The sequence below is a fragment of the Streptomyces sp. NPDC028298 genome (assembly GCF_055565895.1).
This window is the reverse complement of sequence record NZ_JBVHTL010000009.1, coordinates 362,716-376,769: the sequence shown is the minus strand read 5'-3', so window position 1 is coordinate 376,769 and position 14,054 is coordinate 362,716. Positions and strand designations below refer to the sequence as shown.

Here is a 14,054-nt window from a genome sequence, read left to right as displayed (position 1 = left end):
CTGACCCTGAAAGCACCGGGCGCTTTTGGCCCGGACCGACACCCGGTGGTGAGCCAGATGGTTCTCGGGAGCGACCTCAGGCGGGGGAACGTCGGGGGAGTGGCGGCGGCAGCGGTTCTCGTCCTCGCCGCGGCCCTCACGGCGTGCAGCGACGACAACGGCGGCGGGAGTTCCGCGTCGCCCACCCCCACGGCGGAACAGTCCACCGCCACGGCTCCGGCCGACCCGGCCGCGGCCCAGCAGGAGATCAAGCAGAACTGGGACAAGTTCTTCGACCCGGCCGTCTCCGCGAAGGACAAGCTGGCCGTCCTGGAGAACGGCGAGCAGATGGCCCCGGTGCTGCAGGGCTTCAACGGCGACCAGCGCGGTCAGCAGGTGAAGTCGAACGTGGAGAAGATCGAGTTCACCTCGCCGACCGAGGCGAACGTGACCTACACGCTGACCCTGAACGGCGCCACCGCCCTGCCGAACGCCTCGGGGACGGCCGTCGAGCAGAACGGCACCTGGAAGGTCTCCGTCAAAACGCTCTGCGCGCTGGTGCAGCTCAGCGGCAACGGGTCGTCGAGTCCCGTCCCGGGCTGCTGATCAGCGGTGCGGCGCACAGCGACCGGCGCCGCCGTCGCGGGCCTGCTGCTCCTGCTCGGCACGGCCTGCGGCAGCCGGCTCCCCGAGAGCGACTTCGAGAACCGCGCCACGCCCACACCCCGGGCGTCCGCCGAGCCGATCCGCGTCGGCGTCATCAGCAGCGCCACCAGCCCCGTCGGCGCCGCCGCGTTCACCGGACCGCGTGACGGGGCCAAGGCCTGGTTCGACCGGCTCGACGCCCGCGGCGGCATCGACGGGCGGCGCGTCGAGGTGCGCACCTGCGACGACGGCGGCAGCGGGGTGGGCAACAGCGCCTGCGTGCGCCGGCTGATCGACCAGGACAAGGTCGTCGCCCTCGTCGCCACGACCGCCCTCGACTACGCCGGCGCCTCCCAGGTGTCCCGCGCGGGCGTGCCCGACATCGGCGGCCAGCCCATCGGCGCCGCCTACGACACGTATCCGCACCTGTACGGGATCTACGGCAGCCTCGCGCCACGCCACGGCACCCCCGGCTGGGACGGCGAGCTCTACGGCGGCACCGAGGTCTACCGCTACTTCAAGCGCGTCCACGGCGCCCGGACGGCCGCCGTCGTCTCCTACAACCAGTCCGCCTCCGCCGCCTACGCCCGACTGGTCACCGACGGGCTCAGGGCCGAGGGCTACCGGGTGGTCGGCGAACAGGTCGACTTCGCGCTGCCCGACTTCCGCGCCGCCGCGGCCGACCTCAAGGCCCAGGGCGCCGACCTCGTCTTCGACGCCCTCGACACCCACGGCAACTCCCAGCTCTGCAAGGCCATGGACGACGTCGGCGCCCGGGTCACCGCCAAGGTGACCAACGTCCAGAACTGGACGTCCACCGTCCCCGAGGACTACAAGGACGCGCCGCGCTGCCGCAACGCCCTGTGGGCCACCGGGGCGAGCCGCAACTACGAGGACACCGGCGACACCGCGGTACGGGAGTTCCGCGACGCGACGAAGGGGCTGCCGAGCCACTCCCAGTGGCAACTCGAGGGATGGGCGGCGGCCCGGTGGTTCACGGACGCGGCCACGTCCTGCGCGCGTACGGGCATCACCCGGGGGTGCGTCGACGCGTTCATGAACCGGGGCGAGCCCTACACCGCGGGCGGGCTGCTGCTCCCCGTCACCTACGAGCGGCTGGCCGAGCCGCCGAAGACGCGCCGGACGTGCCTCTCGGTGGCCCGCTGGCGCGACGGCAGGGGCTGGGTCACCCAGGGCGACATGAACACGAACTGCTTCGACGTGCCGCAGATCGCCTACCGCCCGTGAAGCCCGCGGCGCCCGTGGAGCGCCAGGATCGCGGAGTCCGTGAAGCCCGCGGCGCCCGCCAGGCTGGCCGCGTCCGGGGAGTCGGCCGGGCTTCTGAGGGACGTCGTCTTGCGGACAGTGGCTGTCCGCAAGCGCTGGCAGACTCGGCGGCATGTTGGAGACATCCGCACGACTGCTGCGCCTGCTCTCACTGCTGCAGGCCCACCGCGAATGGTCGGGCGCGGACCTCGCCGAGCGGCTGGGCGTCACCCCGCGCACCGTCCGCCGTGACGTGGACCGGCTGCGCGAGCTGGGCTACCCCGTCAACGCGAGCCCCGGTACGGGCGGCGGCTACCAGCTTGGCGCGGGGGCCGAACTGCCGCCGCTGCTCCTGGACGACGACGAGGCCGTCGCGGTGGCCGTGGGCCTGCGCACGGCGGCCGGGCAGGGCATCGAGGGCATCGGCGAGTCCTCGGTGCGCGCGCTCGCCAAGCTGGAGCAGGTCCTGCCGAGCAGGCTGCGGCGCCGGGTCGGCGCGCTGAACGCCTTCACGGTGCCGATGCTGCGCGGTCCGGAGGCCTCCGCCGTCGATCCCGCCGTCCTCACCGAACTGGCCAACGCCTGCCGTGACAGCGAGCGGCTGCGCTTCGAGTACCGCGATCACGGGGGGTCCTCGACGCGCCGGACCGTCGAGCCGTACCGGCTGGTGTGCACCGAGCGCCGCTGGTACCTGGTGGCCTGGGACGTCGACCGCGAGGACTGGCGCACCTTCCGGGCCGACCGCATCACGCCCCGGCCGCCGCACGGACCGCGCTTCGCACCCCGTACGCCACCGGCCGGGAATCTGGCCGAGTACGTCTCCCGGGGCGTCTCCACCGGCGCCTACGCCACGCACGCCGTCGTCCGGCTGCTGGTGCCGCTGGAGGAGGCCGCCGCACGGATCTCGCCGTCGGCCGGGACCCTGGAGGCGTCGGACGGCGACACCTGCATCCTGCGCACCGGGGCGCCGAGCCTCGACGTCATGGTCATCCACGTGATGATGACGGGGCTCGAGTTCGAGGTCCTGGAGCCGGCCGAACTCGGCGACGTGATCAGGACGGCCCGGGACCGGTTGTCCCGCGCGCTGGAGCGGCCGGGCCGCGCGGGAGCCGGTGCCGGGGAACGGGGTCCGGGGGAGCGGGGTCCCGAGGGTGCGGCGGTCACGGGCCGCGTGCCGTAGCGGAAGTCCCGGGTGCCGCGGCGGCCGTGCGGGGGTTGTGTGCGCGTGGCGTGTATTTCCTATGCGGCGTCAGCTTCCGCGGCCCGAGCCGGAATCGGAGCGGCCCGGAATGGAAAAGCGCCGCGGGACGCGCGCCGGCCACCGCCGTGCACATTTCAGGGGACTATTCGGTGAGCTCGTACGGCGGCTCCGAATTACGTTCGAAGGCGTGCGGAACACGGAAGCGGCCCCTCATACGGGTGATGGAGTTCGGCGAAACACGTGTCGTGATCCTGTGACAGAAGTGTGACCGGCGGGGGACAGGTGACGCTTCGTCGCCGATCGGGCTTCCGCCGCCCGGGCGTGCCGCCTAACGTGGCGGTCATGGCACCCAATCCCCCCTCTCACACAGAGCCGCAGGACGATCCGGAGAGCTATGTCGGGCTGGAGGTGGACGGGGCGCGTGAGCGTGCGCTGGAGCGCGGCTGGCCGACGGTCCGCTCGCTGCCGCCCGGCGCGATCATCACCATGGAGTACCTGGTGGGGAGGCTGAACTTCGAGGTCACGGACGGTACGGTGACGCGCTGCTGGAAGGGCTGAGCGCCCGGACCCGGCCCCGCGAACGCCGCCGCGCGGCACCGAGTTGAGCGCCGCCCACGACGCGCGAAGGCCCCCGGCTCGTCGAGCCGGGGGCCTTCGTCGTGCGGGGAGAGGCTGTGCGTACCGGCCCCGCGGTCCTCAGCCGCCGGTCAGCGGGCGGGCCGTCGCCGCGGTCGCGCGTGTCGGACGGTCCGGATGCGGCGGGCGGTCCGGGTGGGCCGGACGGCGGCTGCCCGCCGGTGTCACCGGCGTGCGCTCCGAGCGGGCGGTGTGCGGGCCCGGGGCCAGGTGGACGGGGGATCTGGGCGGACGGGAGGCGACGGCCCCGCGGGCCGGCATCTCGCTGTCCACCGCGGCGGCCCGCGGGGACATGACCGGCGCGGGGACCGGAGCGGGAACCGGGGCGGGCGTGGGCGCGGTGCGGCCACGACGGGTGCGCCACAGATCGCGCAGCGCGAAGATCCCGGCCTCGGAGCGGGCGATCAGGGGCTCGCACCAGGGCAGCGCCAGCAGGATCAGCAGGCCCGCGGCCCAGCCCAGCAGGACGTCGCTCAGCCAGTGCGTACCCAGGTAGACGGTGGTGAGGCCGACGCCCAGCGAGGTCACGGCGGACAGCGCCGAGAGCCAGCGTCGGGCTCTCGGGGTCGACGCCAGATAGGCCAGGATTCCCCAGGTCACGACGGCGTTGGCGGTGTGGCCCGAAGGAAATATATCGCCGCCCAGGCCCATCTCGTTCGAGCCGATGGTGATGGCGTAGTGCGGGCCGAGACGGCCCATGCCGAGCTTCGCGGCGCCCACCGTGATGTTGAGCAGCAGCAGCGACGCGCCCAGCGTGAGCAGCGGGCGCAGGGTGTGCTGACGCCAGGAGCGCCAGCCGAGCCACGCGGCGACCATCACCGCGGTGGGGCCGCGCTGGCCGAGTACCACGTAGTAGTCCAGGAACGCGTGGATCTCCGGCCACTGCTGGTAGGGCCGGAAGAACATGACCTGCCAGTCGAACCGGACCAGCCACGACGTGATCGCCACGGCCCACACGATCGCCAGGTAGAAGGCCAGGGTCGCCGCGAAGAGGACAACCCTGTGCCGACTCATCTTCGGCACATCGATGTGGGCCGGTCGTTCCGGCTCACGGTCCAGCCGGGCGAAGACCCGGTCCAGACGGGTGAGGTTTCGTTCGGTACGCACTCAATCGACGTTACAGCGAGTGAGCTGCGTTCCAGGCCGAATCACTCGGTTTGTGATGACGATGTGATGTGGGATTCCTCTCAGGATCATGCTTAATTCTAATGAATCGCTAATCCCGGCACCCCGGAGCCTTCAATTCCATTGATCGCCGAGGGTCTTCGAGTTTATGGCACTTTTATATTCGTTCACCGAATGATGGCGTGGAATTCGCCGCCCGCTCACCGCTCCCGCGTGGGGCGCCGCGGGGCGGGTCAGGGGGGTCCCGAGCCGTTCAGCCAGAAGGCCCCGTAGGCCGCCGAGGCCACCGCGACGCCCCCGAGGACCAGCGCTGACCTGGACGTACGCAGCCGTGCCAGCGCCCCGGCCGGAGGGAACAGGAGAGGGAAGGCGGGCAGCAGCAGGCGTGGCTTCGAGCCGAAGTAGCTCGACGCGCACAGGGCGAGCGCGACGACGATTCCCGTGTAGACCAGGAGCGCCGGCGGCTGACCCTGGCGCACACAGGTCACGTAGAGCGACAGGATCAGCACCACCCCGGCGACCAGGGCGGCACCGGCGAGCGCGGACGGGAACGAGGTGAACTTCTCCGCCACGAAGCGCCCGAACGCGTACCCGCCGTCGAAGCCGTTGCGCCACCCCGCCTGGACATCGAGATAGCCGAGCGGGCCCTTGCCCGTGCGATGCCCCACCCACAGCACGTAACCGGCGGCTCCGAGCGGCGCGATGATCATGGCGAGGGCGCGTCGCCAGGGACGCGCGCCGTCCGTCCGGGGCGTGCTTCCGCCACGCCGTCGTTCTCCCACGAACGACGTAATCGCCGCCACCCACAGGGCCGCGACCACCGCGACTCCCACCGGCCGCGTCAGTCCGGCGAACGCGGCGAGCAGCCCCGCGGTCAGCCAGCGGCCGGTCAGCACCGCGTACAGCGACCACGCGGCGAGCGCGGTGAACAGTGACTCGCTGTACGCCATCGACTGCACGACGCCGACGGGCAGGACCGCCCACACCAGCACCGCGCAGACCCCCGCCCGGCGGCCGTGGACGTGGTCGGCGACCGCGAAGATCCCCCAGGCCGCGGCGAGCGAGGCCACCGCGGAGACCAGCAGGCCGGCGTCCGCGTACGACAGCGGGGTCACCGCGTGGACGATCCGCTCCAGCCAGGGCAGCAGCGGGAAGAACGCCAGATTCGCGTGCACGTCACCGTTCGGGAGGCGGACCTCGTAGCCGTAGCCGAGCTCGGCGACCCTCGTGTACCAGAGCGAGTCCCAGCGCCCCGACAGCAGCCGGTGGGCGCCCTCGCCGTTCGCCGCGCTCCACACGGCGAGCGTGACGAGGCCGAGGGCGCGGACCGCCGCGTACCCGAGGAGGGCGGGCGCGGCGCGGCGCAGGGCGCCCGCGAAGGTCGTCGCGGCGGGGCTCTCGGAATCGGTCACGGGCCCGATTATCGGCACAGGGCGGAACCGGCGGGCCGCGCGGGGCGTGACCAGGGGTGAGCGGCGTGGCGTACGCCACACACCCGGCCGGCGAACGTGAGAGGTCCGCCACGTGACCCGGGCGAGAACTGTCGTACGCTGACGGCTCACTCGCCTTTGCTGCGTGGGCCCGAGACTCCGCTCTCCGGGCCGCAGCCCCAGGGAGTCCCCACCCTGCGGATCCGCAGAACGCGAGGGAACCTCTGGAGGTACGTACATGTCCGGGACGACCACGGCCGCTGCGCGATGCCGTCGGGAGACCGGAGCCGGTGCCAACCGCTGGGTCGTTCTCGTCGTCCTGTGCGTCAGCCTGCTGCTGGTCGCCCTCGACGCCACCGTTCTCCACGTCGCGGTACCCGCCGTCACCGAGGACCTGAAGCCCGGCGCGATAGAACTGCTCTGGATCGTCGACGTCTATCCCCTCGTCTGCGCCTCGCTCCTCATCCTCTTCGGCACGCTCGGTGACCGGATCGGCCGCAGACGCGTCCTCCTCCTCGGGTACACCCTCTTCGGGGTCGCCTCGGGCATCGCGGCCTTCTCCGGGAACGCACAGCTCCTGATAGGCGCCCGTGCCCTGCTCGGCATCGGCGGCGCGATGATCATGCCCGCCACGCTGTCGATCCTGCGCGAGGTCTTCCCCGACCGGCGCGAGCGGGCGCTCGCGATCGGCATCTGGAGCGCCGTCGCCGCCGTCGGCGCGGCGGTCGGACCGCTCCTCGGCGGGTTCCTCCTCGAACACTTCTGGTGGGGCTCGGTCTTCCTCGTCAACATCCCGCTGATGATCATCAGCCTTCCGGTCGGGCGGCTGCTGCTGCCCGAGTCCCACGGCGACCGCGACGGTCCCTGGGACGTCGTCGGCGCGCTCATGGCCGCCGCCGGCCTGTTCGGAATCGTCCTCGGCGTGAAGCGTCTCGGCGGCGGTGAGGCGCCCTTCGGCCCCCTCACCCTCGGATCACTGCTCGTCGGCTCCGTGCTGATGGCCGTCTTCGTACGGCGCCAGCGGCGGCGCGCGCATCCCCTGGTCGACCTGCGCATGTTCGCGCGTCCGGCCTTCAGCACGTCGGTGGGGTGCATCGTCCTCGCGATGCTCGCGCTGGTGGGCCTGGAACTGATCGCCGCGCAGTACCTCCAGCTCGTACTCGGCCTCTCCCCCCTGCAGACCGGGCTGCGGCTGCTGCCGCTCACCATCGCGGCGATGGCCGCCGGTCTCGCGGGCGCGAAGCTGCTGCGCCGGTTCGGGCCGCGCGCGATGGTGTCCTTCGGGTTCTGTCTCACCGCGGCCGCCGTGGTCACCCTCACCGCCATGGGCGGCGACGACGACACCGGACTGCTGCTCTTCGGCTTCGTCCTGCTCGGCTTCGGCCTGGAGACCACCCTGTTCGGGGCGTACGAGTCCATGCTGAGCGAGGCGCCGCAGGCGCAGTCGGGCGGCGCCGCGGCGATCGGCGAGACCTCCTACCAACTGGGCGCCGGGATCGGGATCGCGCTGCTGGGAAGCGTGATGAACGCGGCGTACGCGCCCGGGCTGTCGTCCGTCCCCGGCGTCGGCGCGGCCGACTCGGCGGCGGCGGGACACTCGCTGGGCGAGGCGTACCAGGTCGCCGACCGCCTCGGAGGCGCGTCCGGCCGAGCCCTGCGGCACGCCGCCCGGGACTCCTTCGTGCACGGACTGCACGTGACGCTGCTGGTGAGCGCCGGCCTGCTGCTCCTCGGCGCCGTGATGGCCCTGCGGCTGCCGCGCGTCATGGACTGCGGGGCCCCCGCGGCGGGTACCGCCGGGATCCCGGCCCCCCGGGATGTCGCCGAGCCCCGCGAGATCCCCGAGACCACCCGGACCCCCGGGAGCTCCGAGATCCCCAAGATCCGGGAGGTGCCCGGAGTGCCCCGGCCCCCCGGCGCACCCGCGCTTCCCGAGGTCTCCGAGACCCGCGTCTCCGCCTAGGGCGACGCCGGCCGGGCGAGCCAGGCGTCGCCGGGCAGGCGAGTACTTCGCGGGCACGACCCAGGGCGTCGCCGGACAGGCGGGACTCACCGGACCCGCCCCAGGGCCGGGTGACGGGAATCGCCGGACCGGGCCGGGCCGGAGCCGCGCGGGAAGTGGCCTGGACTTGCGGGACGCCGCGTCGTAACGTCGGGCCGAGATCCTTGACTAGCGGTGCTAGTTATCACCCTGCCGGAGGCTGTCGTATGTCCGCGTCCTCGAAGCTGCCGTCCTTCGACCCCGCCGACCCACTCGGGATCGACGACCTGCTGGACGCGGAGGACCTGGCCGTCCGTGACACCGTGCGGGCCTGGGCCGCGGACCGGGTGCTGCCGTACGTCGCCGAGTGGTACGAGAAGGGCGAGCTCCCCGGCATCCGGGAGCTGGCACGCGAACTCGGCGGGATCGGCGCCCTCGGCATGTCGCTCCAGGGGTACGGATGCGCCGGCGCCAGCGCCGTGCAGTACGGCCTCGCCTGTCTGGAACTCGAGGCGGCCGACTCCGGGATCCGCTCGCTCGTCTCGGTGCAGGGCTCCCTGGCCATGTACGCCATCCACCGGTTCGGCAGCGAGGAGCAGAAGCAGACCTGGCTGCCCCGCATGGCCTCCGGCGAGATCATCGGATGCTTCGGACTGACCGAGCCCGACCACGGCTCCGACCCCGCCTCCATGCGCACCCACGCCAAGCGCGACGGCGGGGACTGGGTCCTGAACGGCCGCAAGATGTGGATCACCAACGGTTCCGTCGCCGGTGTCGCCGTCGTCTGGGCGCAGACCGACGACGGCATCCGCGGATTCGTCGTGCCCACCGACGTGCCCGGGTTCTCCGCCCCCGAGATCAAGCACAAGTGGTCCCTGCGGGCGAGCGTGACCAGCGAGCTCGTCCTCGACGACGTACGGCTGCCGGCCGACGCCGTCCTGCCCGACGTCGTCGGCCTCAAGGGCCCGCTCGGCTGCCTCTCGCACGCGCGGTACGGGATCGTGTGGGGCGCCATGGGCGCGGCACGGTCCAGCTTCGAGTCCGCCCTCGCCTACGCGCGGACGCGTGAGCAGTTCGGACGCCCCATCGGCGGCTTCCAGCTCACCCAGGCCAAACTCGCCGACATGGCCGTCGAACTGCACAAGGGCATCCTGCTCGCCCATCACCTGGGCCGCCGCATGGACGCGGGACGGCTGCGCCCCGAGCAGATCAGCTTCGGCAAGCTCAACAACGTGCGCGAGGCCATCGAGATCTGCCGTACCTCGCGCACGATCCTCGGTGCCAACGGGATCTCGCTGGAATACCCCGTCATGCGGCACGCCACGAACCTGGAGTCGGTGCTCACCTACGAGGGCACCGTCGAGATGCATCAGCTCGTGCTGGGCAAGGCGCTCACCGGGCTCGACGCCTTCCGGTGAAGAACCCGCCGGTGAAGCCCCGGTGAGGCAGGGCCGGTGAGCGGCCCTGCCTCAGCTCTGGTTGAAGAAGCCGTCCGTCTGACGGCCCGCGGCCTCGCCGCTGACGATCTCCGTGTGCGCCGGGGTCAGCAGGAAGACCCGGGTCGCCACCCGCTCGATGGTGCCGCGCAGGCCGAAGGTCAGGCCGGCCGCGAAGTCCACCACGCGCTTGGCGTCGGCGGCCTCCATGGACGTGAGGTTGATGATGACCGGGACGCCGTCCCGGAAGAGTTCGCCGATACCGCGTGCGTCCCGGAAGCTGTCCGGGGTGACCGTGCCGATCCGGCGGCCCTTCTCCTCCGCCGTCTCGGAAGCAACCTTCACGCGAGGGTCGGTGACCCAGGCGTCGCCGGAGTCCTGACCCTCGGCGTAGTCGTCGTCGTAGTAACGCTCGTCATCGTTGTCGTCGACGAGGCCAAGCCAGGCACTCGCCTTGCGCACCGATCCCATGGACGCCTCCTCTCACAGCGGTCTTTCGTGCTCCGCATCCCCATGGTCGTCCATGATGCGGATGTCGCGCCAAGTGGATAGACGCCGCGTGGGGGTTTCGTGACGGTACTGGTGCACAGCGGATCCGTCGAGAGCCCGCGCCCCCCAAGGGTCGTACGGGGTAAGGCTGCTGACTGAGAGTGAAATATGATTTCTCGCGGCGACCGGGTGACGAGCGGGGCGTACGGGTGAACGGGAGGGTCGATACGATGCCCGACCGCAATGTCGTACGGGTCACGGGGGAGTGTCGTGTTCGGAATCGTGAGGCCCTGCAGCCACCGGCTCGGTGAAGGGCTCAAGACGCAATGGATGGCGCATCTGTGCGGGCTCTGTCTCGCGCTGCGCGGGGACCACGGCCAGTTCGCGCGGGTGGTCACCAACTACGACGGCCTGCTGATATCGGTTCTGACGGAGGCTCAGGCCGAGAAGGCGACGGGATGGCGGCGCACCGCGGGCCCCTGTCCGCTGCGGGGCATGCGGACCGCGTCCGTCGCGCAGGGCGAGGGCGCGCGGCTCGCCGCCGCCGTCTCGCTGGTCCTCGCCTCGGCGAAGGTCCGTGACCATGTCGCCGACGGGGACGGGCTCCTGGCGCGCAGGCCGGTCGCGCTGGCCGCGCGCCGGGTGGCCACGAGCTGGGGCAGGGCCGGGGCGCGAACGGGAAGCGCCGTCGGCTTCGACACGGCCGTGCTCGTCGACGCGGTGGACCGGCAGCTCGGGATCGAGGCGCTCGCCGGGCCGGGAACGCCGTTGCTGACGGTCACGGAACCCACCGAGACCGCCACCGCCGCCGCCTTCGCGCACACCGCCGTCCTCGCCGGCCGCCCCGGCAACGCCGCTCCGCTGGCCGAGGCCGGACGGCTCTTCGGGCGGCTCGCGCATCTGCTGGACGCCGTGGAGGACAGGGAGTCAGACGCCGCGTCAGGAGCCTGGAACCCCCTCACCGCCACCGGTACCCCGCTCACCGAGGCCCGCAGGCTCGCCGACGACGCCCTGCACGGGATACGGCTCGCCCTGCGCGAGGCCGAGTTCACCGACGGCAGACTCGCGCACGTGCTGCTCGTCCACGAACTGGGCCGCTCGGTGGACCGCGCGTTCGGGACGTCGGGATGCGGGCACACCGCGGATGGGGCGCACGGACCGCACGGCTCCCTCGGCTCCGGCGCGGGCCCTCTCCTCGGCGGGCCGGGCTCCGCCGTCCTGCTCGCCCCCGAGGGTTCCTTCGGGCCGCCGCCCCAGCACGGCGGGAATCCGTACACCGGCGGCGGCAACCCCTTCGGTGGCGGGCCGTCCTTCCAGCCCCCCGCCCCGGGCAAGCGCGGATTCTGGGCCGGCTGCGCCGCGGCCGTCGGGCTGTGCTGCACCTGCAAGATGTGCTGCGCCGACGAGTACGAGGGTCCGTGGTCGCGCAAGAAGCGCGAAGGGTGCCTGAGCGACTGCGACTGCGACTGCGGTTGCTGCGAGGCGTGTCAGTGCTGCGAGTGCTGTGAGTGCTGCTCGTGCTGCGACTGCGGGTTGTGAGAAGCCCGGCCGTGCCGGTGTGAAAAAGTTGATCACATGACGACGGACGCATCCGAGGACTGGAAGCACTGGCAGGAGCACCGTGTGGCGACGGTGTCGGCGCCGTACGGGCCGCTCGCGCTCATCGGGACCCACTGGATCGAGGACTATCCGGAAGGGCGACTTCCGGACACTCCCGGGCATTGGGCGCTCAAGGGCGACCAAGTGGTCCTGACGGCGGTGGCCGAGGAGGGGCTCACGGTCGACGGCGAGCCCTTCACCGGCGACATCGTGCTGGACGCCGACTACGGAGGAGCCGGCGGAGCCCGGGTCGCGCGCGGGGAGCGGCGGTTCGTCGTCCTGGTGCGCGAGGGGATCTGGGGCGTACGGGTCTACGATCCCGACGCGCCCACCCGGAAAGCCTTCGTGGGTATCGAGGCGACCCCCTACGACGAGCGCTGGGCGGTGCCCGGACACTTCACCCCGTACGGCGAGGGCCGCACCGTGCGGGTCGAGAACGCCGACGGTGTGACGCGCGGGCTCGCCCTCGGCGGCGTCCTCGCCTTCACCCTGGACGGGCAGGACCTCACCCTCCAGGTGTCGGTGGAGAGCGACGGCACGCTGTGGGCCGTCCTCGCCGACACCACCAGCGGGGACGGCAGTTACCGCTTCCGGTTCCTGCGACCCGCGGCGCCCGACGCCGAGGGGTGGACGACGGTGGACTTCAACCGGACCGTGCTTCCGCCGTGCGCGTTCGCGGATCATTTCGTCTGCCCGTTCCCGCCGCCCGGAAATACGCTGCGCGTGGCCGTCGCGGCCGGGGAGCGCCGACTGAGCTGAGGCCCCCGGGGCTCCCGAGGACTCGGGGGGAATCCGGCGTCTTCAGTGGTCCGATGATCAACCTCCTCCGTATGAGGGCAAGTTGAACGCTGCACGGCCGAAAGGCGCCCTTGCGCCTGTCGGCCGCGCAGCCGAATACTCCCCCTCAGCGCTTGTCAGGGGCATGGCTTGTTCGGAATCCGGACGGGCGGCTCCCGGCTGCGCCTCACGGGCCCCGACCCCACGACATGGGGCCCCTTACTTCCCTTCGGAGGAATGAAACGTGAGGATCAAGCGCACAACCCCCCGTGGTGGCATCGCGAGACGGAGCCGGCTGATCGCCGTTTCCACCGGACTCGTGGCCGCCGCAGCGTTCGCGGTCCCCAGCGCGAACGCGTCCGACGCCCAGACGTTCAGCGCCACCCAGCTCAGCAGCGTCAGGCAGTCGGTACTCACGTCCGATGTCGCGGGCACCGCCTGGGCGGTCGACGCCAAGACGAACCGCGTGGTCGTCACCGTCGACAGCACGGTCTCCAAGGCGGAGATCGCGAAGATCAAGCGGGACGCCGGCGGCAACGCGGCGGCGCTCACGATCAAGCACACCCCCGGCACCTTCAAGAAGCTCATCAGCGGCGGCGACGCCATCTACGGCGGCGGCTACCGCTGTTCGCTCGGCTTCAACGTGCACAGCGGGAGCACCTACTACTTCCTGACCGCCGGCCACTGCGGTGAGGTCGCCTCCACCTGGTACTCCAACTCGGGCCAGACCACGAAGCTGGGCACGAACGTCAGCTACAGCTTCCCGACCAACGACTTCGCGCTGGTCCGCTACACCAACACCTCGGTCGCGCACCCGAGCGCGGTCGGCAGCCAGACGATCAGCAGCGCGGCCACGCCCAGCGTGGGCACGACGGTCTACCGGCGAGGCTCGACCACCGGTACGCACAGCGGCCGCGTCACCGCGCTGAACGCCACGGTCAACTACGGCAGTGGTGACGTCGTCTACGGCATGATCCAGACCACGGTCTGCGCCGAGGGCGGAGACAGCGGCGGTCCCCTGTACGGCGGCAGTGTGGCCTACGGCCTGACCTCCGGAGGCAGTGGCAACTGCACCTCCGGCGGTACGACCTTCTTCCAGCCGGTCACCGAGGCGCTCAGCTACTACGGCGTGAGCGTCGGCTGACCGTCCGGTCGCGCGACGGACCGGCCGTTCGTCGACCCTCGGCCGACAGGACCGGCACCCCCCACGGATTCCGCGCGACCGGACCCATGGCAGAAGGACCCAAGAGCGAGCCCCCGCACGCAACCGGCGTGCGGGGGCTCGTCCTTGTCCCGGCGAGTCCGCCCGCGGAGCGCGCGCTGCCCGACCGGGGGCAGGAGCCGATGACCGACGGCCCGGCGATCGGCTGGAGCGCGCGGACCGACCCGCGTCCGGGCGGTCCGCCGGGCGGAGCAACCGGTGCGGAAGCAACCGATGTGCGGGCGGGCCCTCTTGGGATCACTCCGTCCGGGGGCGATATCAAGACAGG

12 protein-coding genes are annotated in these 14,054 nt (G+C 72.0%); 9 read left to right on the top strand and 3 right to left on the bottom strand.

The features are described from left to right. Positions 1 to 57: 57 nt before the first annotated feature. The 4 genes from ACZ4TO_RS34480 to ACZ4TO_RS34465 all read left to right on the top strand — a co-directional run bounded on the left by ACZ4TO_RS34480 (position 58) and on the right by ACZ4TO_RS34465 (position 3,649). Positions 58 to 585, top strand: a complete 528-nt coding sequence (locus ACZ4TO_RS34480) for an MTB12 C-terminal domain-containing protein (RefSeq protein ID WP_382789472.1) — start codon at positions 58 to 60, stop codon at positions 583 to 585. A gap of 6 nt (positions 586 to 591) precedes the next feature. Beyond that, complete coding sequence (locus tag ACZ4TO_RS34475; protein WP_468026264.1) at positions 592 to 1,872, top strand: ABC transporter substrate-binding protein; 1,281 nt, start codon at positions 592 to 594, stop codon at positions 1,870 to 1,872. Positions 1,873 to 2,023: 151 nt separating this feature from the next. Then, positions 2,024 to 3,070, top strand: coding sequence for a helix-turn-helix transcriptional regulator (locus ACZ4TO_RS34470; protein ID WP_468026263.1), 1,047 nt, complete (start codon positions 2,024 to 2,026; stop codon positions 3,068 to 3,070). Positions 3,071 to 3,433: 363 nt separating this feature from the next. After that, complete coding sequence (locus tag ACZ4TO_RS34465) at positions 3,434 to 3,649, top strand: proteinase inhibitor I78 (protein ID WP_382789466.1); 216 nt, start codon at positions 3,434 to 3,436, stop codon at positions 3,647 to 3,649. Positions 3,650 to 3,787: 138 nt separating this feature from the next. Here the strand turns inward: ACZ4TO_RS34465 and ACZ4TO_RS34460 are convergent, their stop codons facing one another. Together ACZ4TO_RS34460 and ACZ4TO_RS34455 are read right to left on the bottom strand one after the other, a co-directional pair. Then, positions 3,788 to 4,834 carry a phosphatase PAP2 family protein gene (locus ACZ4TO_RS34460; protein WP_382789464.1) on the bottom strand — a complete coding sequence of 349 codons (1,047 nt, stop codon included), beginning with the start codon at positions 4,832 to 4,834 and terminating at the stop codon, positions 3,788 to 3,790. Positions 4,835 to 5,085: 251 nt separating this feature from the next. Next, the gene (locus ACZ4TO_RS34455) at positions 5,086 to 6,264 is read right to left on the bottom strand and encodes a glycosyltransferase family 39 protein (protein ID WP_468026262.1); all 1,179 of its coding nucleotides are present in this window, start codon (positions 6,262 to 6,264) and stop codon (positions 5,086 to 5,088) included. Between the two features lie 256 nt (positions 6,265 to 6,520). Between ACZ4TO_RS34455 and ACZ4TO_RS34450 the strand changes: the two genes are divergently transcribed. Beyond that, the gene (locus ACZ4TO_RS34450; protein ID WP_385042621.1) at positions 6,521 to 8,245 is read left to right on the top strand and encodes an MFS transporter; all 1,725 of its coding nucleotides are present in this window, start codon (positions 6,521 to 6,523) and stop codon (positions 8,243 to 8,245) included. A 245-nt stretch (positions 8,246 to 8,490) separates the two neighbouring features. After that, positions 8,491 to 9,681: an acyl-CoA dehydrogenase family protein gene (locus ACZ4TO_RS34445; RefSeq protein ID WP_382789457.1), complete on the top strand. Its 1,191-nt coding sequence runs from the start codon at positions 8,491 to 8,493 to the stop codon at positions 9,679 to 9,681. Between the two features lie 51 nt (positions 9,682 to 9,732). On the opposite strand, the gene ACZ4TO_RS34440 is transcribed toward ACZ4TO_RS34445, so the two are convergent. Further along, on the bottom strand, positions 9,733 to 10,170 hold the full coding sequence (locus tag ACZ4TO_RS34440; protein ID WP_037628578.1) for a cell division protein SepF: 438 nt from the start codon (positions 10,168 to 10,170) through the stop codon (positions 9,733 to 9,735). Positions 10,171 to 10,458: 288 nt separating this feature from the next. Here ACZ4TO_RS34440 and ACZ4TO_RS34435 point away from each other — a divergent pair, with 288 nt between their 5' ends. From ACZ4TO_RS34435 to ACZ4TO_RS34425, 3 genes are all read left to right on the top strand, one after another. Further along, a complete protein-coding gene (locus ACZ4TO_RS34435; RefSeq protein ID WP_468026261.1) occupies positions 10,459 to 11,727 on the top strand; it encodes a DUF5685 family protein in 1,269 nt (422 codons plus the stop codon). A gap of 36 nt (positions 11,728 to 11,763) precedes the next feature. After that, positions 11,764 to 12,546 (top strand): DUF1684 domain-containing protein, encoded by a 783-nt coding sequence (locus tag ACZ4TO_RS34430; RefSeq protein ID WP_468026260.1) that lies wholly within the window; start codon positions 11,764 to 11,766, stop codon positions 12,544 to 12,546. Between the two features lie 262 nt (positions 12,547 to 12,808). Next, complete coding sequence (locus tag ACZ4TO_RS34425; RefSeq protein ID WP_382789451.1) at positions 12,809 to 13,708, top strand: S1 family peptidase; 900 nt, start codon at positions 12,809 to 12,811, stop codon at positions 13,706 to 13,708. Positions 13,709 to 14,054: the final 346 nt, after the last annotated feature.

What these genes read in the sequence shown, in the direction of transcription:
- ACZ4TO_RS34445 (WP_382789457.1), top strand. Translation starts at nt 8,491, where the DNA reads ATGTCCGCGTCCTCGAAGCTGCCGTCCTTCGACCCCGCCGACCCACTC.
- ACZ4TO_RS34465 (WP_382789466.1), top strand. Translation starts at nt 3,434, where the DNA reads ATGGCACCCAATCCCCCCTCTCACACAGAGCCGCAGGACGATCCGGAG.
- ACZ4TO_RS34480 (WP_382789472.1), top strand. Translation starts at nt 58, where the DNA reads ATGGTTCTCGGGAGCGACCTCAGGCGGGGGAACGTCGGGGGAGTGGCG.
- ACZ4TO_RS34450 (WP_385042621.1), top strand. Translation starts at nt 6,521, where the DNA reads ATGTCCGGGACGACCACGGCCGCTGCGCGATGCCGTCGGGAGACCGGA.
- ACZ4TO_RS34430 (WP_468026260.1), top strand. Translation starts at nt 11,764, where the DNA reads ATGACGACGGACGCATCCGAGGACTGGAAGCACTGGCAGGAGCACCGT.
- ACZ4TO_RS34440 (WP_037628578.1), bottom strand. Translation starts at nt 10,170, where the DNA reads ATGGGATCGGTGCGCAAGGCGAGTGCCTGGCTTGGCCTCGTCGACGAC.
- ACZ4TO_RS34470 (WP_468026263.1), top strand. Translation starts at nt 2,024, where the DNA reads ATGTTGGAGACATCCGCACGACTGCTGCGCCTGCTCTCACTGCTGCAG.